The sequence below is a fragment of the Kitasatospora sp. NPDC098663 genome (genome assembly GCF_044760075.1).
Lineage (GTDB): Bacteria > Actinomycetota > Actinomycetes > Streptomycetales > Streptomycetaceae > Kitasatospora.
This window is the reverse complement of record NZ_JBIWAP010000007.1, coordinates 171,343-197,007: the sequence shown is the minus strand read 5'-3', so window position 1 is coordinate 197,007 and position 25,665 is coordinate 171,343. Positions and strand designations below refer to the sequence as shown.

Sequence of the window (25,665 nt, the reverse complement as noted above, 5' to 3'; positions counted from 1 at the left end):
TGACCACGAGTCGGCCGCCGTCCGACTGCGGTCCGACTACGGCGGCCGGGGGCACGCACCGCTGGTGCGCGCCCCCGGTACCGCCGAGTAACGTCACCCCCATGGCAATCCGCACCAAGGACGAGGCCCTGACCCTCCTGCGCACCGCCCTGGACGACGCCGGAGCGGCCTGGGAACCCGCCGCCACCGACCCGTACACGCTGGTGGTGACGCTCCCGGGCACCCGCAAGCTGAGCACCGCCTGCGCGCTGCGGGTCGGCGACCACACCCTGTCGGTGAACGCCTTCGTGATCCGCCGACCGGACGAGAACCACGAGGCCGTCTACCGCTGGCTGCTGGAGCGCAACACCCGGCTGTACGGCGTCGCGTACGCGATCGACCCGCTCGGCGACGTCTACCTGGCCGGCCGCCTGCCCCTGGAGGCGCTCACCCCGGACGCCGTGGACCGGCTGCTCGGGACGGTGCTGGAGAACGCCGACGAGCCGTTCAACACCCTGCTGGAGCTGGGCTTCGCCTCGGCGATCCGACGCGAGTGGGAGTGGCGGACCAAGCGCGGGGAGTCCACCCGCAACCTGGCCGCCTTCGCCCACCTGGCCGCCCCGGCGGCCGACTGACCCGGCCGCGGGGCGGCGCGCTCAGATGCCCGCCGGAGCCTTCTTCTCCGCGGCGGGCTCCGGCACCTCGGTCGCCGTCACCTCCGCTACCGGCTCCTCGGCCACCGGCACCACCGGCACCTCCGTCACCGCGGCCTCCGGCACCGCCCCGGCGAGGCCCGCCGTCGCGTCCGTGCGCCGTCCGAGCACCACGTGCCCGGCCGCGGCGACCGTGCCGCAGACCCCGCACACGATCCAGAGCACCGCGGAGCCGGCGTGCTGCAGCAGCAGACCGCCGATCGCCGGGCCGAGGAACGAGGCGAGCGACCAGGAGAGCGAGTAGACGCCCTGGTAGCGGCCGCGTGCGTGGGTCGGCGCCAGTTCGGCGACCAGGCCCATGATGGTCGGCGCGTTCAGGACCTCGCCGACCGTCCAGACCGCCACCGAGAGGGCGAACAGCCACGCGGACGACCCGGCCAGCGCCGCCAGCCCGAAGCCCCAGCCCGTGATCAGGCAGCTGGCTATCAGCATGGCGGTCCGGGAGCGGGCCTCCATCCACCGGGTGAGCGGGATCTGGAGCACCACGATCAGCAGCCCGTTCAGGCCGATGACCAGCCCGTACTCGGTGGAGCTGATGCCCGCGGCGCCCATGTCGACGGCCAGGGTGGTGCTGCCCTGCTGGAGGATCAGGGCGAGTAGCAGGTTGAGCCCGACGACGGCCATGAACCGCCCGTCCCGGAACACCGCGCCGAGGCCGACCGCCGGCTCGTCCGTCCCCTTCCCATGCCGGGGCGAGTCCTGCGGCTTGGTCTCGGGGATCCGGATGAAGATCACCACCGCGCACACCAGGGTGGAGAGCGCGTCGAGCAGGAAGAGCGTGAGGTAGCCGTGGGTGGCGATCAGGCCGGCCACGGCGGCGGAGAGGCCGAAGCCGATGTTGATCGCCCAGTAGTTGAGCGAGTACGCGCGGACCCGGTCCTCGGCCGGGACGATGTCGGCGATGATCGCCGAGGTCGCGGGCCGGGTGGCGTTGTTGCAGAGGCCGACCAGGAAGGCCACCGTGGCGATCGCCACCTGGCCGTCCGTGAAGCCGAGCACGGCGGTGAACAGTGCGGTGCCGAGCTGCGCGGCGACCAGGGTCGGGCGCCGGCCGATCCGGTCGGTCAGCACGCCGGCGCCGATCGCGGCGACCGCCGAACCGAGGCCGTAGAGGGAGGCCACCAGGCCCGCGTAGGAGGCCGAGTAGCCCCGGTTGGTGGTCAGGTAGAGCGCGAGGAAGGTGAGCACGAAAGCGCCCAGCTTGTTCACCAGCGTGCTCACCCAGAGCCACCAGAACTGCCGTGGTAGCCCGCCCACCGTCTCCTGTATCAGCCTTCGTATCCGGGGGTTGGTGATCAGGGCGACGGGCATGTGGGGGGCTCCCGGGGCAGGCGTCCGCCGAGCGGCACGGGCAGGTCCGGTCAGCCGACGTATGTAAGTGTCAGATAGGCGGTGCACACATTACACATCTGCCGTAGGTCCGGACCAGCGCTTTCCCTGCCTCCACTAAGCTGGGGGCCATGGCTGACACGACGTACCGACTCATCCTGCTCCGCCACGGCGAGAGCCAGTGGAACCAGAAGAACCTGTTCACCGGTTGGGTCGACGTCGACCTCAACGAGAAGGGCGAGAAGGAGGCCGCGCGCGGTGGCGAGCTCCTGGCCGCCGAGGGCCTGTTCCCGGACGTGCTGCACACCTCGCTGCTCCGCCGCGCGATCCGCACCTCGCAGATCGCTCTGGACAAGGCCGACCGCCACTGGATCCCGGTCAGCCGCAGCTGGCGCCTGAACGAGCGACACTACGGTGCGCTGCAGGGCAAGGACAAGGCCCAGACCCTGGCCGAGTTCGGCGAGGAGCAGTTCCAGCTGTGGCGCCGCTCGTACGACACCCCGCCGCCGGTGCTGGCCGATGACGCCGAGTACTCGCAGGCCGGTGACGCCCGCTACGCGGACATCCCGAGCGAGCTGCGTCCGCGCACCGAGTGCCTGAAGGACGTCGTCGACCGGATGCTCCCGTACTGGTACGACGCCATCGTCCCGGACCTCGCCGCCGGCAAGACCGTCCTGGTCACCGCCCACGGCAACAGCCTGCGCGCGCTGGTCAAGCACCTCGACGGCATCTCCGACGAGGACATCGCGGGCCTGAACATCCCGACCGGCATTCCGCTCGTGTACGAGCTCGACGCCGACTTCAAGCCCGTCACCAAGGGCGGCCGCTACCTCGACGCCGACGCCGCCGCCGCGGCCATCGAGGCGGTCAAGAACCAGGGCAAGAAGTAGCCCCAACAGCCATATGGCCCCTCACCTGCGCTTTTGGCACTGGTGAGGGGCCATCGGCGTTCCCGGACCGTCTGTGGGCCGTCAGCCCTCGTGATCTTGGACTCCGAAGACACCTTCCATGGCCGTCCGGGCCCGGTGCCAGCTGTCCGGCATCAGGTGGGCGTACACCCGCAGCGTCAGCCCCGGATCGGCGTGGCCCAGGTACTCACTGACGGCCTTGATGCTGGCCGGGGATGTCGGCTACCTTGCTCGGCTCCCTCTCCTTGACGGCAAGGGGACCTTCCTCTACGTCGCGGGTATCCACGCGATCGGCGCGAACGGCGTCGTGCACTACCTGGAGAACCACTTGGGCGAGCTGTACCACGAGGTTCGGACGAAGCGGTTCTCCACGCTCATCTCCTGCCATTACGACCCGCAGACCCTGGAAGTTCTGGAGAGCAGCAGGGTTACCCCGATCTACCGACACGAGGGCTGACAGATGCGCGTCTCCATCGCCACCGCTCCGGGCGGCGCGAACCCCAACGAAGACTGGGTGGCAGCCACGCCCACGCTCGCCGTCGTCCTGGACGGCCTGAGCACGGCCGGGCTCGACACCGGCTGTCGGCACGGCGTCCCGTGGTACGTCGCCCAGCTGGGCGGCCACCTGGTGGCCGCGCTGGCGGAGCCCGGCCAGCCGCTGGATGACGGGCTGGAGCAGGCTCTCGACCAGGTCGCCGAGCTCCACCCCGGTTGCGATCTCGGCAACCCCGGTACGCCATCGGCCACGGTCTCGATCCTGCGGGCCGGAGTCGACCGGTTCGACTACCTGGTTCTCGCCGATTCGCCGATCGTCTTCGAGAGGGCCGACGACTACCAGGTGGTCACCGACCTTCGGGTGGACACCATGGTGCCCGAACTCCGCGCCGAAACGGAGCGGTTCGCCACCGGAACGCCCGAGCATGCAGAGGCCGTCCGCCGGATGGTCGAGGCCCAGCGGCTCACCCGGAACACCGTGGACGGCTACTGGGTGGCCGCCTCCAGCGGCCAAGCGGCGCACAACGCGCTCACAGGTTCAGTGCCGCTCGCTGGCGTCCGCTCGGCGGCCGTCCTGTCGGACGGGGTCTCCCGCCTTGTGACGGAGTACCGCACCGCATCCTGGGCGGACGCGTTCGCAACGCTCCGCCAGGCTGGCGCGGACGGCCTGATCTCGGAGGTTCGGAAGGTTGAGGCCACAGATCCGGACGGACGCCGTTGGCCGCGCTTCAAGTCGGGCGACGACGCAACCGTGGCGTTCTGCCAGCTGTCCTGACGGCACCTGGCTCAGGTGCGCGGATGCTGGATTGGGCAGCGGCCCGTGCGGCGGCTGCGGGGAAGCCCAGGCTTCGGCTCGACGGGTGGAAGACGAACCCGGGGCTGCATCGGTACTACCCGGGGCAGGGCTTCATCCTGGTGCGGACCGTGGACCTACCTAACAGGCAGTCGGGTGCGCTTTTCGAGCGGACGGCAGGGAGAGCCCTGGCCATTCGGTCCGAGATGGCCGGAAGCTAGGCTCCTCCCTCGATTGGCCGGATGTCGGCTGGCGGAGTAACAGGAGGGGACCATGCGCAGGCGGATGGGAGTCGTCAGAGTTCTCGCGGCAGCGGCGGTAGCTGCAGGGCTGCTGACTGGGGTGGGGGCCACACCGGCGAGCGCCCTGCAGGCGCACCCACTGCGGAACCACAACAGTGGGAAGTGCCTTGAGATCGCCGATTGGCGCATGGACCTTGGCGCCCCTGCCCGGCAATGGGATTGCACCGGTGGAGACAACCAGCTGTGGTTGGCCGTCCAGGGCTCCAACGGGACGCAGTTCGTCAACCTGCACAGCGGTCAGTGCCTGGAAATTGCGGACTGGCGCACCGACGCCGGCGCCCCTGCCCGTCAGTGGTACTGCACTGGCGGCGCGAACCAGGCATGGAGCTACCGCGAGGTCGGCCCTGGGATTCCGTCCGACCCGAACATCGCCGAGTACCTGGTGAACCAGAATAGTGCGAAGTTTCTGGAGGTTGCGGACTGGCGTACCGACAACGGAGCTCCCGTTCGTCAGTGGCCCGCTGGGGGTCGGCAGGCGAACATGGAGTGGGACTACTGCTACCCCTGGATCAGCTGCGCTGGGTAGCCGCGCGCCATAAGCCAGTCGGGCCGTCTGCGGGCCGTCCGGCGTCGATCAAGGGTGGCCAACGATGACAACTGTCGACGGCTCAGCCCCAGGTCAGGGCCCCTTGATCAGGTCCGCAAAACCGACAGGCCAGACCCAGGGCAAGAGGTAAGCCACTTGCCGAAACGGCCCCGCCTCCCCTTGGGTTCTAACGGTCCTCGCAACACCTGCGAGCTGTGGGAGTTGCGAGGACCGTGGGCGTTGGGCGTAGTGATCTTGCCGGGTTGCGGGAGCGTTTCCTTGAGCGGCTGGATGTCGTAGGCAGCGTGACCGTGGCGGCGCGTGAGTTGGGGCTGAACCGGAACACCGCCTTCACCTGGGCCCGGAAGGCCGGACGGAGATCGGTGGGCCCGCCGCGTCGGCATTCCGGGCGGGACGAGTACGAGCGGCTCCGGGCCGCCGGTATAGCCCGCCGGGTGGCAGCCCGGCAGGTCGGCGTGAACGAGCGCACGGCCAGGGACTGGGACCGGGGCGTCAAGAAGTCCCGCCATGCGCGCACCTATCCCGGAGGGCGCCGCGTCGACTACCGGGCGGGAACCGTCACCATGGCCGGTGTGACAACAGCACCGGTCGGCTTGAGGGCCCTGGAAAAGCAGCTCCACCCGCGGTTCCTGACACTGGCCGAGCGCGAACAGATCCGCGATCTTCGCGAGGCGGGTCAGTCGCTGCGGGCGATCGGACGGGCCCTGGGGCGGCCCGCGAGCACGGTCAAGCGGGAGATCGACGCGAACTCGGGCAGCGAGGGCTACCGGCCCTACCAAGCCCACCGGGCGGCGGCAGCGCGCCGGCCCCGGCCCAAGGACCGCAAGCTGCTGCGCGAGGGACGACTGCGCCGCTTCGTCGCGGACAGGCTGCGCAGGCGGTGGTCACCGGAACAGATCTGCCACGCTCTGCGGAGGGAACATCCCGGCGACGAGAGCATGCGGGTGAGTGTGGAAACGATCTACCAGGCGCTGTATTTCCAGGCCCGCGGCGGCCTGAAGCGGGAAGTGCAGGCAGCCGTCCGCCCCGGGCGGACCCGCCGCAAGCCACGTCGCAACCCTGAGCGGCGCACTTCCCGGTTCATCGACCCGATGGTGATGATCAGCGACCGCCCCGCCGGCATCGAGGACCGGGCCGTGCCCGGTCACTGGGAAGGCGACCTGATCCTCGGTGCGGGCGGGCGCTCCGCGATCGCCACCCTGGTCGAGCGAAGCACCCGTTACACCATGCTGGTTCACCTGCCGGGCGGAGCCCACGACGCCGGGACCGTCCGCGACGGGCTCGTCCGCACCGTTCAGACCCTGCCCGCTCACCTGCGTGGTTCTCTCACCTGGGACCAGGGCGCCGAGATGGCAGGTCACAAGCAGTTCAGCATGGCCACCGACATGCCCGTCTACTTCTGCGACCCGGCCTCGCCCTGGCAACGCGGCTCGAACGAGAACACGAACGGGCTGCTGCGGCAGTACTTCCCGAAAGACACCGACCTGAGCCTGCACGGTCCCGAAGACCTCGAGCACGTCGCCCAGGAGCTCAACGGCCGCCCACGCAAGACGCTCGGCTGGGATACCCCAGCCGAGCGTCTACGTGATCTACTCACCGTCTGAAATCAAGCGGTGTTGCGAGGACCCCTTGAACCCAAGCACGGTTCGCCGGGGGCGGGGCCTTCGTCGTTCAACCGGCCTGTGCGGAGGTCGAGTTGATGTCGGTGTCGGCGGCCGGATCCGGGCTCGTCCCAATAGTGGTTCAGACCATTGACGGGTGGCGGAGTCCGCTCCTACGGTGAGGGCGCCGGACTGCCGCAGGCATGCCAAGGATCTCCCCGTCCCGGCCGCCGCGCCCCCACGCGCGCGCGTCTGCGTCCCGGCGCACTCTCCATCCACCCCCACGGAGGAGCATCATGCGCACACGTCACATCGTCGGGGCGGTGGTCGCCGCCCTCGCGGTGCCGCTCAGCCTCGCCGTCCCGGCGCAGTCCCACGGGTACATCTCGACGCCGCCCAGCAGGGCCGCGCTCTGCGGAGCGGGCGGGGTGTCGTGGGACTGCGGCGACATCCAGTGGGAGCCGCAGAGCGTCGAGGGCCCCAAGGGCTTCCCGGACGCCGGGCCCGCCGACGGCACCATCTGCGCCGGCGGCAACTCCCGCTTCGCCGAGCTGGACGACCCGCACGGCGGCGCCTGGCCGACCACCGCGGTGACGGCGGGGCAGCAGCTCACCTTCACCTGGACGTTCACCGCCCGGCACGCGACCACCGACTTCCGGTACTACCTGACCAAGCCGGGCTACGACGCGAGCCAGCCGGTCACCCGGGACAGTCTGGACCTGACGCCCTTCCTGATCGCCCCGTACGGCGGGAAGCAGGTGCCCAGCACGCTCAGCCACACCGCGACCGTCCCGAGCGGGCGCACCGGCCACCAGGTCGTGGTCTCGGTCTGGACGATCGCCGACACCGGGAACGCCTTCTACTCCTGCACCGACGTCCAGTTCTGACGCCCGGGGCGGCACGGCGGACGCCGGGCCGCGGACGCGCGGCACACCAGGACGCGCAACGAGGTGCACGGCCGACGGACGGCCGTGCACCTCGGGAACTCCTCGGCGGCGGACCGGCTCAGTGGCCGCCGCAGCAGCCGCCGTCCGCGCCGCCGCACTGGCAGGGCGCGCCGGACTGGCAGCCGCAGCCGCAGCCGGGGCCGCAGCCGCAGCCGGCCGCGAGGACGGGCAGGAGCTTCGGGGCGGGCGGCTCGACGGTTTCGTGGGCGCGTGCCGGTCGGGTGGGGTTGGCCTTCATCGAGCTGTTCCCTCCTAGTGACGGGCACAGTCCTGTGCCCCCAACGTCGAGTGAAGCCGCCGATCGGAGGGAGCGTCAACAGGCGTGCAGTGGTGGGATGTACGGGCGTCGTGCGCCCCCACCACCCCTGTCGCAGGTTTACTCACCACGCGGGGGGAACGGCCGCCTCTCGAAGCCCCGAGCCCGAGCTCCGAACCCCGAGCTCCGAGCTCCGAACCCCGAGCCCCGAGGCGGCCGCACCCCACCCACCCGAGGTCACTCCGCCGCCGCGGCCTCCGAGGCGGCCACGAACTCGGCCACGTGCTCGCCCGTCACCAGGTACACCACGCGCTTGGCGACCGACACCGCGTGGTCCGCGAAGCGCTCGTAGTAGCGGCCGACCAGGGTGATGTCGACGGCGGTCTCGATGCCGTGGTGCCAGCGGTCGTCGATCAGGTGCGACAGCAGCTCGCGGTGCAGGGAGTCGATCGCGTCGTCGTCCTGCTCCAGCTCCAGGGCCTTGTCGACGTCCTTGGTGGCGATCACCAGGCCGGTCTTGGCCACCAGGCGCTGGGCGAGCTGGCCCATCTCCAGGACGGTGGAGTGCAGGTCGCCGGGCACGGCGGAGTCGGGGTAGCGCATCCGCGCGACCTTGGCGACGTGCCGGGCGAGGTCGCCGCAGCGCTCCAGGTCGGAGCTCATCCGCAGCGAGGTGACGACGATGCGCAGGTCGGTGGCGACCGGCTGCTGGCGGGCGAGCAGGTCGATCGCGCGGTTCTCCAGCTCGTGGTGGAGGTCGTTGATCTTCTCGTCGGCGGCGATCACGCTCTCCGCCAGCGCCAGGTCCGCGTCCAGGAGTGCGGTGGTGGCCCGGCCCAGGGCCGAGCCGACCAGTCGGGCCATCTCGACCAGGCTGTCGCCGATCGCATCGAGTTCCTCGTGGTACGCGTCGCGCATGCTCTCTCCTCAGTAGCTGTGTCGGTGGCGGTGCCGACCGGCCGGCCCGTCCGACGATCGTCTTGTCGTCCGGGTGACCGCTGCTGGTGGCGCGAATCGTACGCGCACACCTGAGACGGCGGCCGGTGGTTCTGCCCGCCGCCCACTCCCACACGGGCTGCATGGCCAACTCTGGGCCGTCCGGGCGACGATGCACGGCCGGTGTGGTGAATCAGCGGCCACGTGGAGGTGAATTCTCGGCAACGCGTGGCCGATGCCTTGATCGGGCCCTTGGGGAGTGGCCTGGCCGTGCGCTTACGCTGGCCACATGGACGTGAACGTGGCCGCCGCCGCTGCCTGCGCCATAGCCGGGCTCGGCGTCGGCCTCACGGCCTCCATCGCCTTCCGTTGGAGCGAGCGCGAGCAGGCCAGGGGCAGGTACGGCGGCAGCAGCAGCAGACACCACGGTCGGCACCAGGGCCTGGGCACCGGAACCCCGGAGCCCCCGCTGCCGCCGGGGGTGGACACCGTCCTCTCCGTCCTCCGCTCCTGCGCGATCGTGCTGGGCGAGGGCGACGAGGTGGTCAAGGCCAGCTCCGCGGCGTACGCGATGGGACTGGTGCGCGGCGGCGCGGTCGCCGTGGACCAGATGCTCTCGCTGGCGCGCGCCACCCGCCGGGACGGCGAGATCCGCCAGGTCGAACTGGAGGTGCCCCGCCCCGGCGTGGCCCGTGCGGGCGAGCCGCTCGCGGTCTCCGTCCGGGTCGCCCCGCTGGGCTCCCGGCTGGTGCTGGTGCTGGTCGAGGACCAGACCGAGCGCCGCCGGGTGGAGGCGGTCCGCCGGGACTTCGTGGCCAACGTCAGCCACGAGCTGAAGACCCCGGTGGGCGCCCTGTCGCTGCTCTCCGAGGCGGTCGCCGACGCGTCCGACGACCCGGAGGCGGTGCAGCGCTTCGCCGGCCGGATGCAGATCGAGGCGACCAGGCTGGCCAGCCTGGTCCAGGAGATCATCGACCTCTCCCGGGTGCAGGACGACCGGCTGATGGTGGATCCGGAGCCCGTCGCGGTGGACGAGCTGATCGCCGAGGCGATCGACCGCTGCCGCCAGCAGGCCGCCGCCAAGCAGATCCTGATCACGGCCGGCGGCATCGCCGGGCTCTACCTGCACGGCAACCGCGGCCAGCTCGCCGCGGCGCTCGGCAACCTGGTCGAGAACGCCGTCAACTACAGTCCTCCCCGTACCCGGGTGGCGATCGCCACCCGCCGGATCTCCAGCGCCGCGGCGCTCGGGGAGGCGGACGGCGAACTGATCGAGATCTCGGTCACCGACCAGGGCATCGGCATCTCGGAGAAGGACCGCGAGCGCGTCTTCGAGCGCTTCTACCGGGTCGATCCGGCCCGCTCCCGGGCGACCGGCGGGACCGGCCTCGGCCTGTCCATCGTCAAGCACGTCGCCGCCTCGCACGGCGGCACGGTCTCGGTGTGGAGCGTCGAGGGCCAGGGTTCGACCTTCACCATCCGCCTGCCCGCCGGGCAGGCGCCCGAGGCCGAGGACGGCGACGACCTCGACGACACCGGCGCCCGTGGTGCCACCGGCGGCCGTGGCGCCGCCGCAGCGCCCACCAGAACCCTCACCACGGACCGGACGGCCAGCACAGGCCGCACGGACCGTCCGCTCCCCACGGGGGAGCGGGAACACCCCCTGTCAGACGCAACCCCCCAGCTTGCCCCGGAGGCCTGATCGTGACCCGAGTACTGGTGGTCGAGGACGAGGAGTCGTTCAGCGACGCCCTGTCGTACATGCTCCGCAAGGAGGGCTTCGAGGTGGCCGTCGCCGCCACCGGCCCCGACGCCCTGGAGCAGTTCGAGCGCAACGGCGCCGACCTCGTCCTGCTCGACCTGATGCTGCCGGGCCTGCCGGGCACCGAGGTCTGCCGTCAGCTGCGGGTGCGCTCCAACGTGCCGGTGATCATGGTCACCGCCAAGGACAGCGAGATCGACAAGGTGGTCGGTCTGGAAATAGGTGCGGACGACTACGTCACCAAGCCCTACTCCACCCGTGAGCTGGTCGCCCGGATCCGGGCGGTGCTGCGTCGTCGCGGTGAGGACGGCGGTGCCGGCGAGAACGGCGGCGGCCCGGGTGCCCTGGAGGCGGGCCCGGTCCGGATGGACGTCGACCGGCACGTGGTGACCGTGGACGGCGCCAAGGTCGACCTCCCGCTGAAGGAGTTCGACCTGCTGGAGATGCTGCTGCGCAACGCGGGCCGGGTGCTCACCCGCATGCAGCTGATCGACCGGGTCTGGGGCGCGGACTACGTCGGCGACACCAAGACCCTGGACGTCCACGTGAAGCGCCTTCGGGCCAAGATCGAGCCGGACCCGGGCGCCCCGCGCTACCTGGTCACGGTCCGCGGCCTGGGCTACAAGTTCGAGCCGTAAACCGCGGGCGCGGACAGACGCGGAAGGCCCCCGCCGGCATTCGCCGGAGGGGGCCTTCGCGTTGGTGTCCGGCAGGCCCGGGAGGGCCCGCCGGACGCCGGGTGGTGCGTCAGTGGGCGCCGGCGGACTGGGTGGCGCCCGGGGTGGTGGAACCGGACGGCGCGGGCGCACCGGTGGTGGCCGGGGCACCGGGGGTGGTGCCGGCGGCCGGGGTGGTCGCGGCGGTGGCGCCCTTGGTGGGCACGGCCGCCGGGGACGACGTCGGGCCGAAGCCCTTGTAGAGGCCCGTGTTCGGGCTCACGCCGGCCTGGGCGTCGACCTTCTGGCCGTCCTTGAAGGTGAACGAGATGGGGGTGAAGCCGCCGACCTGGACGCCGACCGAGGCGACCTTGGCGGACGGGTTGCCGTTGCCACCGATCGCCACGGCGCCGCCGGCCGGGACGACGATGCTGGACAGCGGGGCGCCCGCGGCGTCGGAGAACGCGGCGGTGGCACCGTTGCCGACGGTGATGGACTGCAGCTCCGCCGGGGTGCTGCCCGTGTTGGCGATGTTGACGGTCACGTTGGCGGGACCGTTGTGCTCGCCCGAGGACTCGTCCCCGGTGACGACCACGATGTTGTTCAGCCGAAGGTTCGTTCCGAGGGTTGCCGCCGCGTTGTCGGGCTTGACCTGCAGCGTGTCCGGCGTGTTGCCGGCGGCGCAGGACGACAGCGAGGCGATGGCGATGGCGGCGATGGCGGCGATGCTGCCGCGTCGAAGGCTCCGGCTCACGGCGGCGGCTTCTCCTAAGTCAACGTGTCGATAGGTCAGGTCTCAGATTATCGACCTCACTTATGCGCTCCTCACGGGGTGGTCCCCGTGTCGCACTCCCGGGGTGCGCGGGGCGGCCGTCCGGCCGCACTTGTGGCGTGTCCGGGTCACTCTCGGGACAAGCTTCGACCAAGATCGAATAACGATGTGGATACGGCCGGATAAACGGTGAAAACCCAAGATCCAATCATGGTTTCCAGGGTGTTGCGCAGGGTTTCACCGAACGCCGGAACGGCCTCCGACCTGCGGGAAGCCTCCCTCGAACACCGGTCGCAGCACGTCATGGGGGTCCTTGTCAAGCCCCGAGACCGGCCCTGACCTGCGAAAACGCCCTTCGGGTGCGCTGAAAAGCGTGTTATTCTGGAAAGCCACGGAAGGGGTCCTGTCACATGACGTTCAAGGTTGGCGACACGGTGGTCTACCCCCATCACGGGGCCGCGCTGATCGAGGCCATCGAAATTCGCCAGATCAAAGGTGTGGACAAGACCTACCTGGTGCTCAAGGTGCAGCAGGGAGACCTGACGCTCCGCGTGCCCGCTGAGAACGCGGAGTTCGTCGGCGTGCGCGATGTAGTCGGCCAGGAGGGTCTGGACCGGGTCTTCGAGGTGCTGCGCGCACCGTACACCGAAGAGCCGACCAACTGGTCCCGTCGCTACAAGGCGAACCTGGAGAAGCTCGCCTCGGGCGACGTTATCAAGGTCGCCGAGGTTGTGCGCGACCTCTGGCGCCGTGAGCGCGAGCGCGGTCTCTCGGCCGGCGAGAAGCGGATGCTCGCGAAGGCGCGCCAGATCCTCGTCAGCGAGCTCGCGCTGGCGGAGAACACCAACGAGGACAAGGCGGAGACGCTGCTCGACGAGGTGCTGGCCTCGTAGCGCAGTCGGGCTGCCGCCCACCGCTCACAGCGCCCGGTGTCGGCGCGCCGCTCCCAGGACGAAGCGTCCGGGGGTGGTGCAGTGGCACTTCGGGCGCTGAGGCGTGTCCGGACGACGCCCCCGCCCTGAGCCGGTCCAGGCCCGGCAAGACCGTTTTCCGTCCTGCAAGACCGATTCTGCGGGATTGTGCGGCGGACGGTTGGACCGTAATTCTTCGGAAGGGGCCCGTAGCGCCCGCCGGGCACGCCAAGGCCATACCCACTTCTCCGAAGGAGTGAAACCTGAACGCCTCAGCAGCAGTCGCAGCAGCAGTGGTGCCCGCAGCCGGACGCGGTGAGCGGCTGGGGCCCGGGGCCCCGAAGGCCCTGCGGGAACTGGGCGGCGTGCCCCTCCTGGTGCACGCCGTGCGGGCGCTGGCCCGCAGCCGGGCGGTCGGCCTGGTCGTGGTCGCCGCGCCCGCCGACGGGGTGGCCGAGGTGGTCGCCCTGCTGGACAGCCACGGGCTGGACGGCAAGGACATCCGGGTGGTCGCCGGTGGCGCCACCCGCCAGGAGTCGGTCCGGCTCGGCCTGGCCGCGATCCCGGCCGAGGTGGAGATCGTCCTGGTGCACGACGCGGCCCGCCCGCTCGTCCCGGTCGAGGTGGTGGACGCGGTGGCGGCCGCCGTCCGGGCCGGGGCCGGTGCGGTGGTGCCCGCGGTGCCGCTGGCCGACACGGTGAAGCGGGTCGAGCCGAGCCCGGGCCGCCCCGAGCCGGTGCTCGACACGCCCGACCGGGCCACCCTGCGCGCGGTCCAGACCCCGCAGGGCTTCGACCGGGCCACCCTGGTCGGGGTGCACGCCAAGGCGCTGGCCGAGGAGGCCGCGGGCGCCGTCGACGCGCCGCCGGTCACCGACGACGCGGGCTTGGTGGAGCGCTACGGCGGCCAGGTCGTCGTGGTGCCCGGCCACGAGGAGGCGTTCAAGGTCACCCGTCCACTGGACCTCGTGCTCGCCGAGGCCGTACTCGCCCGCCGGAGGGCCGCCGATGCCTACTGACCCGCTGACGCCCGCCGACCGGGCGCCGGCCCCCGTGCTGCCGCGCGTGGGCATCGGCACCGACGTGCACGCCTTCGAGGCCGGCCGCCCGCTCTGGGTGGCCGGACTGGAGTGGCCGGACGCCGGGGTCGGGCTCTCCGGGCACTCGGACGCCGACGTGGCCGCGCACGCGGCCTGCGACGCGCTGTTCTCGGCCGCCGGGATCGGCGACCTGGGCGCGCACTTCGGCACCGACCGGCCGGAGTGGGCCGGCGCCTCCGGGGTGAAGCTGCTCGGTGAGGCGGCCCGGCTGGTGCGCGCGGAGGGCTTCGAGATCGGCAACATCGCGGTCCAGGTGGTCGGCGTCCGGCCGAAGATCGGCAAGCGGCGGGCCGAGGCGCAGGCCGCGCTGTCGGCCGCGGCCGGTGCGCCGGTGTCGGTGTCCGGCACCACCACGGACGGCCTGGGCCTGACCGGTCGGGCCGAGGGACTGGCCGCGATCGCCACGGCCCTGGTGTACGAACGGCGTTGAGCCGGGCGCGGTCGGCAGGGCCGGAATAGGCGGGCCCTGACGAGTGTTCACCCGGCGTGGCGGCTGATCGGTCGGTAGTGTGCGGTTTCGGGCCCGGGCGGGGCTTCCCCTCGGGCCGTACCGCCGACGATGAGAAGAGGTTCTCGATGGGCGTCGAACTCTCTGGCCCCGCCAAGGAATTGCTCGACCGCAAGAGTTTCGCCGTGGTGTCCACGATCCAGCCCGACGGCAGCCCCCAGTCCTCGGTCGTCTGGGTCACGCGGGACGGCGACGACATCCTGTTCTCCACCGTCCAGGGCCGCCGCAAGCACCTCAACCTGGTGCGGGACCCGCGCATCTCGCTCGTGGTCAACCCGCCGGAGAACCCGTACGAGTACGTCGAGGTGCGCGGCTCGGCGACGATGACCACCGAGGGCGGCCGGGAGCTGATCGACGAACTGTCCCGCAAGTACCGCGGCGAGGAGTACGGGTTCGACGGCCCGGACGACGTCCGGGTGGTCGTGCGGCTCAGCCCGCGCAAGGTGGTCGGCAACATCTGACCGGCCCGCGCGGCCCGTGGTTCCCCGGGGGTGCTGCATATCATTCCCGGGGAATGTCGCGGGGCACCCCCTCCTGCCCACTACGCTTGACGCTGTGAGCATTCGCCTGTACGACACCAGCACCCGCCAGGTACGCGACTTCGTCCCGCTTGTACCGGGTTGTGTCTCGATCTACCTGTGCGGCGCTACCGTCCAGTCGGCGCCTCATATCGGGCACATCCGGTCCGGTCTCAACTTCGACATCATGCAGCGGTGGTTCGCCTACCGCGGCTACCAGGTCACCTTCGCCCGGAACGTCACCGACATCGACGACAAGGTGATCGCCAAGGAGCGCGAGTTCGGCATCCCGTGGTGGCAGATCGCCTACGAGAACGAGCGGGCGTTCAACGACGGTTACACCGCGCTCGGCTGCCTGCCGCCGACCGTCGAGCCGCGGGCCACCGGGCACATCCCCGAGATGGTCGAGATGATGCGGGGGCTCATCGAGAAGGGCCACGCCTACGCGGCCGACGGCAACGTCTACTTCGACGTGAAGTCGTACCCGGACTACCTCGCGCTCTCCAACCAGAAGCTGGCCGACCTGCGCCAGCCCGAGGGCGAGGGCGAGACCGGCAAGCGGGACCAGCGCGACTTCGCGATGTGGAAGGCCGCCAAGCCGGGCGAGCCGAGCTGGGAGACCCCGTGGGGCCGCGGCCGGCCGGGCTGGCACCTGGAGTGCTCGGCGATGGTCCACAAGTACCTCGGCCCGGCCTTCGACATCCACGGCGGCGGGCTGGACCTGATCTTCCCGCACCACGAGAACGAGATCGCCCAGTCCAAGGCCTACGGCGACGCCTTCGCCAGCTTCTGGGTGCACAACGCCTGGGTCACCATGGCCGGCGAGAAGATGAGCAAGTCGCTGGGCAACTCGGTGCTGGTCTCCGAGATGGTCCAGCGCTGGCGTCCGATCGTGCTCCGCTACTACCTGGGCACCCCGCACTACCGCTCGATGATCGAGTACAGCGAGGACGCCCTGCGCGAGGCCGAGGCCGGGTTCGGCCGGATCGAGGGCTTCATCCAGCGCACCGTCGAGCGCTGCGGGGAGGTCGACGCCGCCCCCGAGGTGCCGCCGGCCTTCGCCGAGGCGATGGACGACGACCTGGGCGTTCCGCAGGCGCTCGCCGTCGTGCACACCGCCGTCCGGCAGGGCAACAGCGCCCTGAACGCGGACGACAAGGAGAACGCGGTGGCGCGTCTGGCCGAGGTCCGTGCGATGCTCGGAGTGCTGGGTCTCGACCCGCTCGACCCGCAGTGGGCCGGGTCGGAGCGCGGCGAGCCTGGGACAATGAAGAGCATGCACGGTGTGGTCGACTCGCTGGTCCGCCTGGTCCTGGACCAGCGGCAGGCGGCGCGTCAGCGCAAGGACTTCGCCACCGCGGACGCGATCCGCGACCAGCTCGGCCTGGCCGGGCTGGTGATCGAGGACACCCCGTCCGGCCCGCGCTGGACGATCAACAGCCAGTAACCCCATCTGACGATCGGGGTGAGGGTGGGCCGTACCGGACCGGTGCGGCCCTCCCGCATGACGTAGCGCATGCAGTCGGCCGCCGCCGGACAGAACGGGGCGGCCGGGCATGCCGGACAGACAGGAAGTACAGCCATGGCCGGCAACAGCCAGCGCAGGAACCGCCGCAACCCCGGATCGAAGAAGGGCGCGTCTGTCGGTACCGGCGGCCACAGCCGGAAGGCGCTCCAGGGCAAGGGCCCGACCCCGCCCGGAGCGGAGCGCAAGGGTCACCCGAAGCAGCGCGCCGCCAACGCCGCGGTCAAGCGCGAGCGGGACGCCAAGGCCCGCGCCGGCATGCGCCGCGCCGGCGGCGCCGGTCGCGGCGGGCGGGGCGGCGCGGGCAGCGCCGAGCTCGTCTTCGGCCGCAACTCGGTCGTCGAGGCCCTTCAGGGCGGCGTCCCGGCCACCGCGCTGTACGTCCAGCAGTTCGTCGACACCGACGACCGCGTCCGCGAGGCCTTCCAGGCCGCCAACGACCGCGGCATCCCGCTGATGGAGGCCCCGCGCCCGCAGCTGGACCAGATGACCGGCGGGCTCAACCACCAGGGCCTCGTGCTCCAGGTGCCGCCGTACGAGTACGCGCACCCCGACGACCTGCTGGTCGAGGCCTCCGACTCGGGCCAGGACGCGCTGATCATCGCGCTGGACGGCGTCACCGACTCGCGCAACCTCGGCGCCGTGGTCCGCTCCGCCGCCGCCTTCGGCGCGCACGGCGTGGTCATCCCCGAGCGCCGCGCGGCCGGCATGACCGCCGGTGCCTGGAAGACCTCCTCCGGCGCCGCCGCCCGTCTGCCCGTCGCCCGGGCCACCAACCTCACCCGCACCCTGGAGGCCTACCAGAAGGCCGGCCTCATGGTGGTCGGTCTGGCCGCCGACGGCGAGGCCGAGCTGGGCGACCTGGAGCTGCTGACCGGCCCGGTGGTGATCGTCGCGGGCAGCGAGGGCAAGGGCCTGTCCCGGCTGGTCTCGGAGACCTGCGACATGCGGGTGCGGATCCCGATGTCCGGGCTGACCGAGTCGCTGAACGCCGGTGTCGCGGCGGGCATCGTGCTCTACGAGGCCGCGCGGCTGCGCGCCAAGCGCTGATCACAGCCGGTGTGCGGGGCGCAGGGGAACTTCTGAATTCTCCGCAATCCGAGTGAAAAGCGATCGGGCCCGACCAGGCCCGATCGCTTTTCTCATGATCATTTCAAGTATGCGCCGGACATCCACTCGGGAGAGTGTCCTAAGCGGTGGTCACCCGGTTAGACGGGCGTGGACACCAGAACACCTCGGCGCCCCCTGTTCGGCGGCGGCAGCACCGGGATAGACGCGGGCCCCGGCCTTGACACGGTCAAGGTGCCGTCCGACCCCGCGCGCCTCAGCATCACCCAGGCGAGCTTCCGGCTCCGGCTCGGCGCCCCGGTGGCGCCGCTGATCGAGGCCCCGGCCGGACTGCTGTCCACCGGCGCCGCGTTCGGCGACCCGTACGCCAACCAGGGCCTGATCCGCCGTCCGCTGGTCACCCCGCAGGTCGTCGTGCCCGCCTCCGCCGTCCCGGCGCTCGCGGGGGCCGCCGGGGGCGGCGCTCCGCGCCGCAAGGGCCGGGTCACCGCCGTCACCTGGACCGGGCAGGCGCCCCCCGGGGACCTCGCGGCCACCCAGCTGCTGGACGCCGTCCGGCTCACCGGCCCCGGACCCGACGACGGCGGCCCGGGCATGTCGGACACCCGGGTGATCCCGTCCTACTCGGGCGCCCGGACCGTCCCGCGCCAGCCCCGGGAGGGCGCCGGCACCGCCACCGACGCGGGCATCGGCCCGGTCGGCGCACCGCAGGGCTGGACCCCGAGCGGCGAACTCCCCGAGGTCTCCGCGACGGCCGCCGAGGGCAAGCAGCCCTGGTACCCCGGCCGCCGGGTCGACCTCGGACTGGTCCTGCTGCCGCTGCGCGCCGTCCTCGGCTCGCTGTCCGTCTACGCCGGGTTCAGCAAGCTCTGCGACCCGGTCTACTTCGACGGCGGCGAGCGCGGCTCGATGATGCGCTGGCTCGCCTCGCTGCACCCCTGGAAGGTCGCCGAACCGCTGCTGGCCTTCGCCATGGCGCACCCGGTCGGTGCCGGCCTGGTGGTGTCGTTCACCCAGGTCGTGGTCGGCGTGCTGACCGTCCTCGGCCTCTGGCAGCGGCTCGCGGCCGGCGCGGCGATGCTCCTCTCCGCCGCGCTGCTGTTCACCGTCAGCTGGCGGGCCGTACCGGTCTACGACACCCCCGACCTGATCTTCCTGGCGGCCTGGAGCCCGCTGCTGATCGCCGGAGCGCCGTTCGCCTCCCTGGACGGGCGGCTCAACCTGGAGGCCTGGCGGCACTACGGCGCCGACGCGCCCGCCGCGCTGCGCCGCCGGGTGCTGCGCCGCGGCACGGTGGTCACCACGGTCGTGGTCGGGGCGACCCTGCTGCTCGGCTCGATGCTCGGCGCGGCGGTGCGCACCGGGGCCCGGACGCACCAGGCGCCGGCCCGTCCGGCCACCGACTACGGCACGCCGGTCTGGCCCAGCGGCGCCCCGACCGGTACCCCGGGCGGCCAGGGCTCGTCCACCTCGCCCTCGCCCGCCCCGCGCCCGGCCACCCCCGCACCGGGCCCGACCAGCGCGCCCTCCTCCGCCCCGGCCACCCGCCCGGGCAGTCCGGCGCCGAGCGGCAAGGGGCACTCCGCCAAGGCGGAGACCGGGGCCGGCACGACCCCGGCCCCCGCCGCACCGTCCGCCGCCGCGCCGTCGGCCGGCTCCTCGCCCGCCCAGCGCAGCACCCCGCCCCCCGCCGGCTCGGGGGCGGCGTCCAAGCCCAGCCCGAGCTCCGGGGCGAGCCCCGGGCTGCTCGGCGGGGTGCTGGGCAGCGGTCCGCTCGCCGAGCTGTCCGGTGGTGCCCGCTCCTCCCGTCCGGGGGCGCCCACGTCCACCTGACGGCCCGCGGACGCGATCGGCCGGGTGCTCCGAGGCGGAGCACCCGGCCGATCGTCGTGCGCCGGGGGCTGAGGTGCTGGGGCGCCGGAGGGGGGCGGCGGCTACCGCGGTGTGCGGCCGGCCCCGGAGGCGAGCTCCTTGGCCGCCTCGGTGAGGTCCTTCGCGGTGTCGATGGCGCGCCAGTACACGCCCTGCGGCAGCTGGTAGCCCGCCAGCCGCTTGCTGCGCGCCAGCTGCGGGAACGTGGTGCGCTCGTGGTCGCCCACGTCCGGCAGCAGCTCGGCGAACTCCGGGCTGAACACGTACAACCCGGCGTTGATCAGGAACGGCGAGGGCGGCGCCTCGATGAAGTCCAGCACGTTGCCGAACTGGTCGGTCTCCACCGCCCCCCACGGGATCCGCGGCCGGGCCAGCGCAAGCGTCGCGACAGCGTCCCGCTCGTGGTGGAAGGCGGCCATGTCGCGCAGGCTGAACCGGGTCCAGATGTCGCCGTTGGTGGCGTACCAGGGCTCGTCCGGGCGGGGCAGCGCCTTGGCCGCGTACTTGAGGCCGCCGCCGCGCCCGAGCGGCTCCTCCTCGACCACCGTGCGCACGCGCAGCGGCAGATCCGCCTTGTCGAGCCACTCCTCCAGCACGGCGGCGAGATGCCCGCAGGAGACCACCGCGTCGGTGACGCCCTCGGAAGCCAGCCAGGCCAGCTGGTGGCCGAGGATCGGCGTGCCCGTCCCGGGGATCTCGACCAGCGGCTTCGGGCGGTCGTCCGTGTAGGGCCGCAGCCGCGAGCCCTGGCCGCCGGCCAGGATCACGGCCTGGGTGACGGGCGTCGTGGTCGGCCGGGACGGGTGGGTCGGCGGGGACGCGGGGTCGGCGGTGGGGCCGGAGTCAGCGGTCATGCCTGAACAATAGGGCGCCCGACGGGGCCGGGAGCCCGACGGCCGCAGGCCTCGTCGGCCTGCGGCCGTCGGGCCGGCCTACGGATCGGCGTGCCGGGACAGCTGCCAGGTCAGCCGGCGATGCCCGCCGCGAACGACCCGTCGCAGACCGGGCGGGCGAAGGACCGGGCCCGCTGGACGTCGCCCTGGTACTTGCGCACCGCCGCCCTGCCCAGCTCACCGGCGAGCGAGGTGCAGTACGGCGTCAGCGACGGCTGCTCGCGCATCGAGCGCTCCAGCAGGTCCAGCGCGGCGGACGGGTTCTTGGCCCGCAGCTCGTCCAGCAGCACCACCCGCAGCGACTCCTGCGGGGCGAGCCCGTCCGGGGACGAGCCCGCGGCGGCGGTGGCGGAACGCCCGATCCCGGTGCCGTCACCACTGGACGCCGCCACGACCTGCTGGTCGAGGTTGGTCGGCGGGGCCCATGGCACCCGGGTCACGGCGAGGGTGCCGGTGGTCACCAGGACGACCGGCAGGGTCAGGGCGACGGTCTGGCCGATACGGCGTACAAGCTGCTTCACCCTCAGGAGAGTAGCGGTGGGTGCGGGCCGGATCGCCCTCCGTGACACCATCGAGTGACACCGTGTCCGGGTTCGTCCCCCACCGTGTTGACGTGGGGGTGTACGGACGGAGCCCGTCGGACCAGGAACGGTCCGACGGGCTCCGTCGTGCCGGCCTGCCCCGCCGGTCGACCGACCGGCAGGGCGCGCCGTGCTCAGCTGCTCAGACGGGCGCCCGAGCTGGTCGAGAACACGTGGGTCTCGTTGGCGATCGGCACGACGTGGATCGTCTCGCCACGGGCCGGGATCTGCCGGCCGTGCACGCGGACGACCAGCTCCTTGTCCTCGCCGCCGATCTTGGTGGTGCCGTACACGAAGCCGTCGGAGCCGAGCTCCTCGACGACGTTCACCGTCACCGCGACACCCTCGATGCCGCCCGCCGGGACGATCTCGAAGTGCTCCGGGCGGATGCCGACCGTCACCGACTTGTCGGTGCCGGCGCCGGCCAGGTCGTCGCGCGAGACGTTGACCACCGAGCCGCCGAACTTCACGCCGCCGTCCACCAGCGGCACCTCGACCAGGTTCATCGCGGGCGAGCCGATGAAGCCGGCCACGAACAGGTTGGAGGGCTTGTCGTACATGTTGCGCGGGGTGTCGACCTGCTGGAGCACGCCGCCCTTGAGCACCGCGACCCGGTCGCCCATGGTGAGCGCCTCGGTCTGGTCGTGGGTGACGTACACCGTCGTGATGCCCAGGCGGCGCTGGAGACCGGCGATCTGGGTACGGGTCGAGACGCGCAGCTTCGCGTCCAGGTTCGACAGCGGCTCGTCCATCAGGAAGACCTGCGGCTGGCGCACGATCGCGCGGCCCATCGCGACACGCTGCCGCTGACCACCCGACAGCGCCTTCGGCTTGCGGTCCAGGTACTCCGTCAGGTCGAGGATCTTCGCGGCCTCCTCGACCTTGGTACGGATCTCCGCCTTGTTCACGCCGGCGATCTTGAGCGCGAAGCCCATGTTCTCGGCGACGGTCATGTGCGGGTACAGCGCGTAGTTCTGGAACACCATGGCGATGTCCCGGTCCTTCGGCGGCAGGTGCGTGACGTCCCGGTCACCGATCCGGATGGAACCGCTGTTGACGTCCTCCAGACCGGCCAGCATGCGCAGGCTGGTCGACTTGCCGCAGCCCGAGGGGCCGACCAGCACGAGGAACTCGCCGTCCGCGATCTCCAGGTCCAGCGCGTCCACCGAGGGCTTGTCCGCCCCGGGGTAGACGCGGGTCGCCTGCTCGTACGTGACAGAAGCCATGGTTGTTCTCTCCTTCACCGGCAGGAACGTGCCGGACGATCCGAGTAAAGGGGCGTTCGTTCGTCTCCGTCAGCCCGCCCAGTGGTCTGAACCACCTCACGAACCGACTCCGGGCGACGCTACCTGCGCCTCCGCCGCTTGTCAGCCCCCAGCCCGCCCGATTTCGGCATCGGTTCCATCACGCCCACCCCACCCGCCAACCCCCGGATATCCCCCCACCCCACCTGCCGGGCCCGGTAGACTGCCCCCGGTGCCGCCGTGATCCCTCGCGGACGGCCACCGTGCCTCCTTAGCTCAGCTGGCCAGAGCACCGCTCTTGTAAAGCGGGGGTCGTCGGTTCGAACCCGACAGGGGGCTCTGTTCGCCATCTCGGATGAGCTGAAGGTTTGGCCTTCTGGGAGCTTCGTCAGCGGCCTCGGACTTCCCGTCCGAGGCCGTTCGCGTGAGCGGATGGCCCGGTGGGCTGGGGGTTCGCGGTGGACTGGGCAGCCTTGCACGGCCTGTCCGCCCGGGGGACAAGTCCACCGAGCACCTCCTGACCAAGCAAGGGGTCGAGGGCCAGTCATCCGGTGATCGCGGAGAGCCGCCTTCGCAGGGGCTCCTCCAGGTCGAGGTTGTCGCCTCGAGTAGTGGTCTGCAGCAGTTCAGTGATGACGACAAGTTCGGCAAACTGCCCGGCTGGCGTGTCGAGGATGCGAGCGAGTCGGTGCCGGACCTGGGCGGCGGTGTCCGGCACGAGGAGGCTGTACGAGTACAGCAGCGCCGCGTCGTACCCGGCAGGCGCGACGCCCCAGCCTTCCCAGTCGAGGACCGTGAGGGTTGGGCCCGTGAGGTTGGCCCAGTGCAGGTCACCGTGGGCCGTCGTCCAGGCAGGCACCCTGGTGTCGATCGGGATGCCCAAGTACTGGGGCATGGCGCGGTCCAGGTATTCCTGCCGGACCGCCACCCGGTCGCTGGGGACGGTGGCAATGGCGTCGAGGGCGGTGCTGAGCCCGTCCCACCAGGTGTGGTCCAGGTCAGGTGGTTCCCGGAGGATCGGCTCGTGGGTGGCGATGGTGGAGGCGGTGATCTTGTCGTACAGCTCCGCCAGGTAGCCGTGTTGGCCCTCGGTCCAGGCACGCCGCTCCCGCAGGCGTGGCCTGGGTACCGCAGGAGGCATGAGCCGTTCCGCCTCCTGCGGTCCCTCCCAGAGCTTTCCGCCGGCCTTGTCAGCAGGGGCCGACACCAGGCGGAGCCAGCCCTCGCCGGACGCCGTGGCGACCGGGCGGCTGAGGGTACGACCGCGCCAGCCCCACGCTTCGCGGGAGCCGATCGGCCTCGCGTTGAAAACGGTTGCTGCTACGGCGTGCATCCCGCGCATCCGTCTGGCGGTGTCCGGCTCAGGTTCCGAGTACATCAACGACCCTTCGGAGTACTTCCGGAGACAACGGCGGTCGGCCGACAGCTTCGGCGGCCCCCACCCAGTGTTCCGGGTTCCCCGTCGACAGGAGCACACGCTTCACCCCGGGGGCTGAAGCAACGACGGCGAGGGCGGTCTCGGCACTGGTCTTGCCTGGGGCGATCAGCTCGGACAGTTCAGGGGTGACCAGGCCAGGGATCTCCCCGCCGTGGAGCGGGGCGGAGGCGAACACCTCCAGTCCCGCATCCACGGCATCGGCCAATGGCCCGTGTCCGTCGAGAGCCTGGGCGATGGGCGCGAGGTGGACGAGGGAGACCGGGAGCTGGATGGCCCACAGGTGATGATTCGGCCCGCCCGCCTTGGTCGCGAGTTCGATCAGCGTGGGTACGTCGAAGAGCCCATTGCTGAAGCCGCGCCAGGTCGCCACACCATAGGCGCTGATGATCTGTTGGCCGCACGCCTCCTCCAGCGCCAGGAAGGCGTTGTAGAGCCGGCCGGTGATCTCGCCGTCCGGGCAGGCGTGCTCGGGGTTGTGGACGAACACCAGGTCGGGTACCCGGCTGAGCATGAGCTTGGAGCGCGCGAGCTGCCAGGCGATGTAGTCCGGGGTGAGGCAGTGCCCGCGCTGGGCGTCCGCCGCGGACAGGGCACCGGCTTGTACCCCGATGTGCCTGGTGCCGGCCGGGACGAAGCCCACCTTCGTGGAGACGCACAGATCCGGGTAGGCAGCCAGAGCCCCTGCGAGTGACGCCTCCGCCCGGCCGCCTGCGTAGTTGGGCGCCGTGTCCACCCAGTCGGCACCTCGGGAGGCGGCCATCAGCGCGGCCTCGGCCACATCGAGGCAGCGATAGGTGCCGAGGCCGAGCCGGGCCGTCATCGCTCACCTCCGATCGCGGCGGCCTGGCCGTCGACCAGCTCCGTCACGACACCGGCCGCCTGCCCGAGAGTGATGCCTGCGGCCTGTGCGAGATCGGCCAGCCGGTGAGGTTTCCCGTCGGCGAGGAGCGCGAGCATCGGCTCGGCCTTGGCGGCGAACGTCCACTCCTCGCCGCCGGCGGTCAGCCGGACGGTGCCGTCGGACACGGCGGTGAGCGCGGGCCGCGTGGTGACCAGGCACACCTGGAGGTCGGCGTCCGGCGGAGCCGCCGTGATGTGGGGCAGCGACGGCGCCAGCCGGGCTCGCTCGGTGGCGTCACGAGCGGAGGAGAAGCGGGCGATCAGGTCGTCGCTCTCCAACTCGGCCGTGATGAGCTTGCCGATCGTGCCGAGGAAGGCGCGCTGCTCCCCGGCAGTCCCGAAGCGCGGGAGGTCCGCCCGGACCGCCTCGTGGGCGCGCAACGTCTCCGACAGCCAGGTGATCAGATCGGCGCCCGTCGTACTCTGCAGCCCGCACGTGACGTGCAGTGAGTGCTCACCCTCGGACGCGGCGACGGCATGCCACCAGCCCCGGGGCAGATAGAGCACATCTCCGGCGGTGAGAACCAGATCGGCGACAGGCTCCTCCGGCGGCGGCTCGGGCGTCTCGACGTCACGGTGCATCGGCACCATGCGGGTGGGGCCGTAGATACGCCAGCGCTTCGCGCCGTCGAGCTGGACGACAACCACGTCGTGATCGTCCCAGTGGACACCGAAGCCTTCTATGCCGGTCCAGGAGCCGTACAGGTTGACCTGCACGCCGGTTCGCAGCCAGCGCTCCAGCTGGCCGGCCAGAGCACCGATTCCGGGGTGCAACTCGTCAACGGCGTCCAGCACCAGCGTGGCACCCTCAGCCAGACGCTGGTGCAACTCGGAGGGCTGGAGCTGGTGCCAGACGGTGCTCCGCCGGGTGACGATCGGCCGGGAGTACGTGTGCGCGGGCAGTTGCTCCCCGTCGGTGGCGAGTCGGAAGCGAGGGGGTTCGAACCGGTGGTGGGTCAGGATGGCGTTGAGGTCATCCCAGCTCATGATTCCGGCGAATGACGCGGATTCACCGCGTGCGACCTTGAAGCTGCGGCCGAGCGTCTGGGCGAGGAAGTCATCCCCGCCCAGACGCTCAACCACCGAGAAGTGCTCGGCGGTCATCGTGACG

General features: G+C 71.6%; 25 protein-coding genes, 1 tRNA gene and 1 pseudogene. 16 read left to right on the top strand and 11 right to left on the bottom strand.

Annotated features, from left to right (window positions below):
• Window positions 1–101: 101 nt before the first annotated feature.
• Window positions 102–614: a YbjN domain-containing protein gene (locus ACIQVZ_RS10400; RefSeq protein ID WP_363582360.1), complete on the top strand. Its 513-nt coding sequence runs from the start codon at window positions 102–104 to the stop codon at window positions 612–614.
• A 21-nt stretch (window positions 615–635) separates the two neighbouring features.
• On the opposite strand, the gene ACIQVZ_RS10395 is transcribed toward ACIQVZ_RS10400, so the two are convergent.
• A complete protein-coding gene (locus ACIQVZ_RS10395) occupies window positions 636–2,003 on the bottom strand; it encodes an MFS transporter (protein WP_350878357.1) in 1,368 nt (455 codons plus the stop codon).
• Window positions 2,004–2,152: 149 nt separating this feature from the next.
• Here ACIQVZ_RS10395 and ACIQVZ_RS10390 point away from each other — a divergent pair, with 149 nt between their 5' ends.
• Entirely contained in the window at window positions 2,153–2,911 is a 759-nt protein-coding gene (locus ACIQVZ_RS10390) for a phosphoglyceromutase (protein WP_350878358.1), read from the top strand.
• A gap of 81 nt (window positions 2,912–2,992) precedes the next feature.
• Here the strand turns inward: ACIQVZ_RS10390 and ACIQVZ_RS10385 are convergent.
• Window positions 2,993–3,136: pseudogene (locus ACIQVZ_RS10385) on the bottom strand (site-specific integrase); the annotation flags it as partial.
• A gap of 253 nt (window positions 3,137–3,389) precedes the next feature.
• On the opposite strand from ACIQVZ_RS10385, the gene ACIQVZ_RS10380 reads away from it, so the two are divergent.
• The 4 genes from ACIQVZ_RS10380 (at window position 3,390) to ACIQVZ_RS10365 (ending at window position 7,554) form a co-directional block, all read left to right on the top strand.
• Window positions 3,390–4,199 (top strand): hypothetical protein, encoded by an 810-nt coding sequence (locus tag ACIQVZ_RS10380; protein ID WP_402448644.1) that lies wholly within the window; start codon window positions 3,390–3,392, stop codon window positions 4,197–4,199.
• Between the two features lie 291 nt (window positions 4,200–4,490).
• Window positions 4,491–5,045: an RICIN domain-containing protein gene (locus ACIQVZ_RS10375; protein WP_402448641.1), complete on the top strand. Its 555-nt coding sequence runs from the start codon at window positions 4,491–4,493 to the stop codon at window positions 5,043–5,045.
• 443 nt (window positions 5,046–5,488) lie between these two features.
• Window positions 5,489–6,670 carry an IS30 family transposase gene (locus ACIQVZ_RS10370; RefSeq protein WP_402448753.1) on the top strand — a complete coding sequence of 394 codons (1,182 nt, stop codon included), beginning with the start codon at window positions 5,489–5,491 and terminating at the stop codon, window positions 6,668–6,670.
• 293 nt (window positions 6,671–6,963) lie between these two features.
• On the top strand, window positions 6,964–7,554 hold the full coding sequence (locus tag ACIQVZ_RS10365) for a lytic polysaccharide monooxygenase (protein ID WP_350878361.1): 591 nt from the start codon (window positions 6,964–6,966) through the stop codon (window positions 7,552–7,554).
• 118 nt (window positions 7,555–7,672) lie between these two features.
• Here ACIQVZ_RS10365 and ACIQVZ_RS10360 read toward each other — a convergent pair whose 3' ends face one another.
• Together ACIQVZ_RS10360 and phoU are read right to left on the bottom strand one after the other, a co-directional pair.
• Window positions 7,673–7,852, bottom strand: coding sequence for a hypothetical protein (locus ACIQVZ_RS10360; protein WP_402448639.1), 180 nt, complete (start codon window positions 7,850–7,852; stop codon window positions 7,673–7,675).
• A 255-nt stretch (window positions 7,853–8,107) separates the two neighbouring features.
• The gene (phoU, locus tag ACIQVZ_RS10355; RefSeq protein ID WP_350878362.1) at window positions 8,108–8,788 is read right to left on the bottom strand and encodes a phosphate signaling complex protein PhoU; all 681 of its coding nucleotides are present in this window, start codon (window positions 8,786–8,788) and stop codon (window positions 8,108–8,110) included.
• A 307-nt stretch (window positions 8,789–9,095) separates the two neighbouring features.
• On the opposite strand from phoU, the gene ACIQVZ_RS10350 reads away from it, so the two are divergent.
• Complete coding sequence (locus ACIQVZ_RS10350; RefSeq protein WP_350878363.1) at window positions 9,096–10,508, top strand: ATP-binding protein; 1,413 nt, start codon at window positions 9,096–9,098, stop codon at window positions 10,506–10,508.
• 2 nt (window positions 10,509–10,510) lie between these two features.
• Window positions 10,511–11,206, top strand: a complete 696-nt coding sequence (locus ACIQVZ_RS10345) for a response regulator transcription factor (protein ID WP_030061050.1) — start codon at window positions 10,511–10,513, stop codon at window positions 11,204–11,206.
• 109 nt (window positions 11,207–11,315) lie between these two features.
• On the opposite strand, the gene ACIQVZ_RS10340 is transcribed toward ACIQVZ_RS10345, so the two are convergent.
• A complete protein-coding gene (locus tag ACIQVZ_RS10340) occupies window positions 11,316–11,978 on the bottom strand; it encodes a DUF461 domain-containing protein (RefSeq protein WP_350878364.1) in 663 nt (220 codons plus the stop codon).
• Window positions 11,979–12,406: 428 nt separating this feature from the next.
• On the opposite strand from ACIQVZ_RS10340, the gene ACIQVZ_RS10335 reads away from it, so the two are divergent.
• The 7 genes from ACIQVZ_RS10335 (at window position 12,407) to ACIQVZ_RS10305 (ending at window position 19,459) form a co-directional block, all read left to right on the top strand.
• The gene (locus ACIQVZ_RS10335) at window positions 12,407–12,889 is read left to right on the top strand and encodes a CarD family transcriptional regulator (RefSeq protein WP_030244332.1); all 483 of its coding nucleotides are present in this window, start codon (window positions 12,407–12,409) and stop codon (window positions 12,887–12,889) included.
• Window positions 12,890–13,200: 311 nt separating this feature from the next.
• The gene (gene ispD, locus ACIQVZ_RS10330) at window positions 13,201–13,926 is read left to right on the top strand and encodes a 2-C-methyl-D-erythritol 4-phosphate cytidylyltransferase (protein WP_402448637.1); all 726 of its coding nucleotides are present in this window, start codon (window positions 13,201–13,203) and stop codon (window positions 13,924–13,926) included.
• Window positions 13,916–14,437, top strand: coding sequence for a 2-C-methyl-D-erythritol 2,4-cyclodiphosphate synthase (ispF, locus tag ACIQVZ_RS10325; RefSeq protein WP_350878367.1), 522 nt, complete (start codon window positions 13,916–13,918; stop codon window positions 14,435–14,437). The genes ispD and ispF overlap by 11 nt, the downstream gene beginning before the upstream one ends.
• 146 nt (window positions 14,438–14,583) lie before the next feature.
• Window positions 14,584–14,976, top strand: coding sequence for a PPOX class F420-dependent oxidoreductase (locus ACIQVZ_RS10320; protein ID WP_350878368.1), 393 nt, complete (start codon window positions 14,584–14,586; stop codon window positions 14,974–14,976).
• 94 nt (window positions 14,977–15,070) lie between these two features.
• Window positions 15,071–16,480: a cysteine--tRNA ligase gene (cysS, locus tag ACIQVZ_RS10315; protein WP_350878369.1), complete on the top strand. Its 1,410-nt coding sequence runs from the start codon at window positions 15,071–15,073 to the stop codon at window positions 16,478–16,480.
• 135 nt (window positions 16,481–16,615) lie between these two features.
• On the top strand, window positions 16,616–17,608 hold the full coding sequence (rlmB, locus tag ACIQVZ_RS10310; protein ID WP_350878370.1) for a 23S rRNA (guanosine(2251)-2'-O)-methyltransferase RlmB: 993 nt from the start codon (window positions 16,616–16,618) through the stop codon (window positions 17,606–17,608).
• 252 nt (window positions 17,609–17,860) lie between these two features.
• On the top strand, window positions 17,861–19,459 hold the full coding sequence (locus ACIQVZ_RS10305) for a DoxX family membrane protein (RefSeq protein ID WP_350878371.1): 1,599 nt from the start codon (window positions 17,861–17,863) through the stop codon (window positions 19,457–19,459).
• A 101-nt stretch (window positions 19,460–19,560) separates the two neighbouring features.
• On the opposite strand, the gene ACIQVZ_RS10300 is transcribed toward ACIQVZ_RS10305, so the two are convergent.
• The 3 genes from ACIQVZ_RS10300 to ACIQVZ_RS10290 all read right to left on the bottom strand — a co-directional run bounded on the left by ACIQVZ_RS10300 (window position 19,561) and on the right by ACIQVZ_RS10290 (window position 22,198).
• Complete coding sequence (locus tag ACIQVZ_RS10300; RefSeq protein WP_402448634.1) at window positions 19,561–20,352, bottom strand: NDP-sugar synthase; 792 nt, start codon at window positions 20,350–20,352, stop codon at window positions 19,561–19,563.
• Between the two features lie 110 nt (window positions 20,353–20,462).
• Window positions 20,463–20,912 carry a hypothetical protein gene (locus ACIQVZ_RS10295; protein ID WP_350878373.1) on the bottom strand — a complete coding sequence of 150 codons (450 nt, stop codon included), beginning with the start codon at window positions 20,910–20,912 and terminating at the stop codon, window positions 20,463–20,465.
• A 194-nt stretch (window positions 20,913–21,106) separates the two neighbouring features.
• Window positions 21,107–22,198 (bottom strand): sn-glycerol-3-phosphate ABC transporter ATP-binding protein UgpC, encoded by a 1,092-nt coding sequence (locus ACIQVZ_RS10290; RefSeq protein WP_350878374.1) that lies wholly within the window; start codon window positions 22,196–22,198, stop codon window positions 21,107–21,109.
• 283 nt (window positions 22,199–22,481) lie between these two features.
• Here ACIQVZ_RS10290 and ACIQVZ_RS10285 point away from each other — a divergent pair.
• Window positions 22,482–22,555, top strand: a tRNA-Thr gene (locus ACIQVZ_RS10285).
• 205 nt (window positions 22,556–22,760) lie between these two features.
• On the opposite strand, the gene ACIQVZ_RS10280 is transcribed toward ACIQVZ_RS10285, so the two are convergent.
• The 3 genes from ACIQVZ_RS10280 to ACIQVZ_RS10270 all read right to left on the bottom strand — a co-directional run bounded on the left by ACIQVZ_RS10280 (window position 22,761) and on the right by ACIQVZ_RS10270 (window position 25,658).
• On the bottom strand, window positions 22,761–23,357 hold the full coding sequence (locus ACIQVZ_RS10280) for a hypothetical protein (protein ID WP_402448632.1): 597 nt from the start codon (window positions 23,355–23,357) through the stop codon (window positions 22,761–22,763).
• A gap of 220 nt (window positions 23,358–23,577) precedes the next feature.
• Window positions 23,578–24,474, bottom strand: coding sequence for an aldo/keto reductase (locus ACIQVZ_RS10275; protein ID WP_402448629.1), 897 nt, complete (start codon window positions 24,472–24,474; stop codon window positions 23,578–23,580).
• The gene (locus tag ACIQVZ_RS10270; protein WP_402448627.1) at window positions 24,471–25,658 is read right to left on the bottom strand and encodes a cupin domain-containing protein; all 1,188 of its coding nucleotides are present in this window, start codon (window positions 25,656–25,658) and stop codon (window positions 24,471–24,473) included. Before ACIQVZ_RS10270 ends, ACIQVZ_RS10275 begins: the two co-directional genes overlap by 4 nt.
• Window positions 25,659–25,665: the final 7 nt, after the last annotated feature.

Coding starts and splice junctions, on each gene's coding strand:
- ACIQVZ_RS10280 (WP_402448632.1), bottom strand. CDS start 23,357: ATGCCTCCTGCGGTACCCAGGCCACGCCTGCGGGAGCGGCGTGCCTGG.
- ACIQVZ_RS10360 (WP_402448639.1), bottom strand. CDS start 7,852: ATGAAGGCCAACCCCACCCGACCGGCACGCGCCCACGAAACCGTCGAG.
- phoU (WP_350878362.1), bottom strand. CDS start 8,788: ATGCGCGACGCGTACCACGAGGAACTCGATGCGATCGGCGACAGCCTG.
- ACIQVZ_RS10320 (WP_350878368.1), top strand. CDS start 14,584: ATGGGCGTCGAACTCTCTGGCCCCGCCAAGGAATTGCTCGACCGCAAG.
- ACIQVZ_RS10395 (WP_350878357.1), bottom strand. CDS start 2,003: ATGCCCGTCGCCCTGATCACCAACCCCCGGATACGAAGGCTGATACAG.
- ACIQVZ_RS10400 (WP_363582360.1), top strand. CDS start 102: ATGGCAATCCGCACCAAGGACGAGGCCCTGACCCTCCTGCGCACCGCC.
- ACIQVZ_RS10390 (WP_350878358.1), top strand. CDS start 2,153: ATGGCTGACACGACGTACCGACTCATCCTGCTCCGCCACGGCGAGAGC.
- ispF (WP_350878367.1), top strand. CDS start 13,916: ATGCCTACTGACCCGCTGACGCCCGCCGACCGGGCGCCGGCCCCCGTG.
- ACIQVZ_RS10350 (WP_350878363.1), top strand. CDS start 9,096: ATGGACGTGAACGTGGCCGCCGCCGCTGCCTGCGCCATAGCCGGGCTC.
- ACIQVZ_RS10375 (WP_402448641.1), top strand. CDS start 4,491: ATGCGCAGGCGGATGGGAGTCGTCAGAGTTCTCGCGGCAGCGGCGGTA.
- ACIQVZ_RS10290 (WP_350878374.1), bottom strand. CDS start 22,198: ATGGCTTCTGTCACGTACGAGCAGGCGACCCGCGTCTACCCCGGGGCG.
- ACIQVZ_RS10365 (WP_350878361.1), top strand. CDS start 6,964: ATGCGCACACGTCACATCGTCGGGGCGGTGGTCGCCGCCCTCGCGGTG.
- ACIQVZ_RS10300 (WP_402448634.1), bottom strand. CDS start 20,352: ATGACCGCTGACTCCGGCCCCACCGCCGACCCCGCGTCCCCGCCGACC.
- rlmB (WP_350878370.1), top strand. CDS start 16,616: ATGGCCGGCAACAGCCAGCGCAGGAACCGCCGCAACCCCGGATCGAAG.
- ACIQVZ_RS10270 (WP_402448627.1), bottom strand. CDS start 25,658: ATGACCGCCGAGCACTTCTCGGTGGTTGAGCGTCTGGGCGGGGATGAC.
- ACIQVZ_RS10275 (WP_402448629.1), bottom strand. CDS start 24,474: ATGACGGCCCGGCTCGGCCTCGGCACCTATCGCTGCCTCGATGTGGCC.
- ACIQVZ_RS10380 (WP_402448644.1), top strand. CDS start 3,390: ATGCGCGTCTCCATCGCCACCGCTCCGGGCGGCGCGAACCCCAACGAA.
- ACIQVZ_RS10335 (WP_030244332.1), top strand. CDS start 12,407: ATGACGTTCAAGGTTGGCGACACGGTGGTCTACCCCCATCACGGGGCC.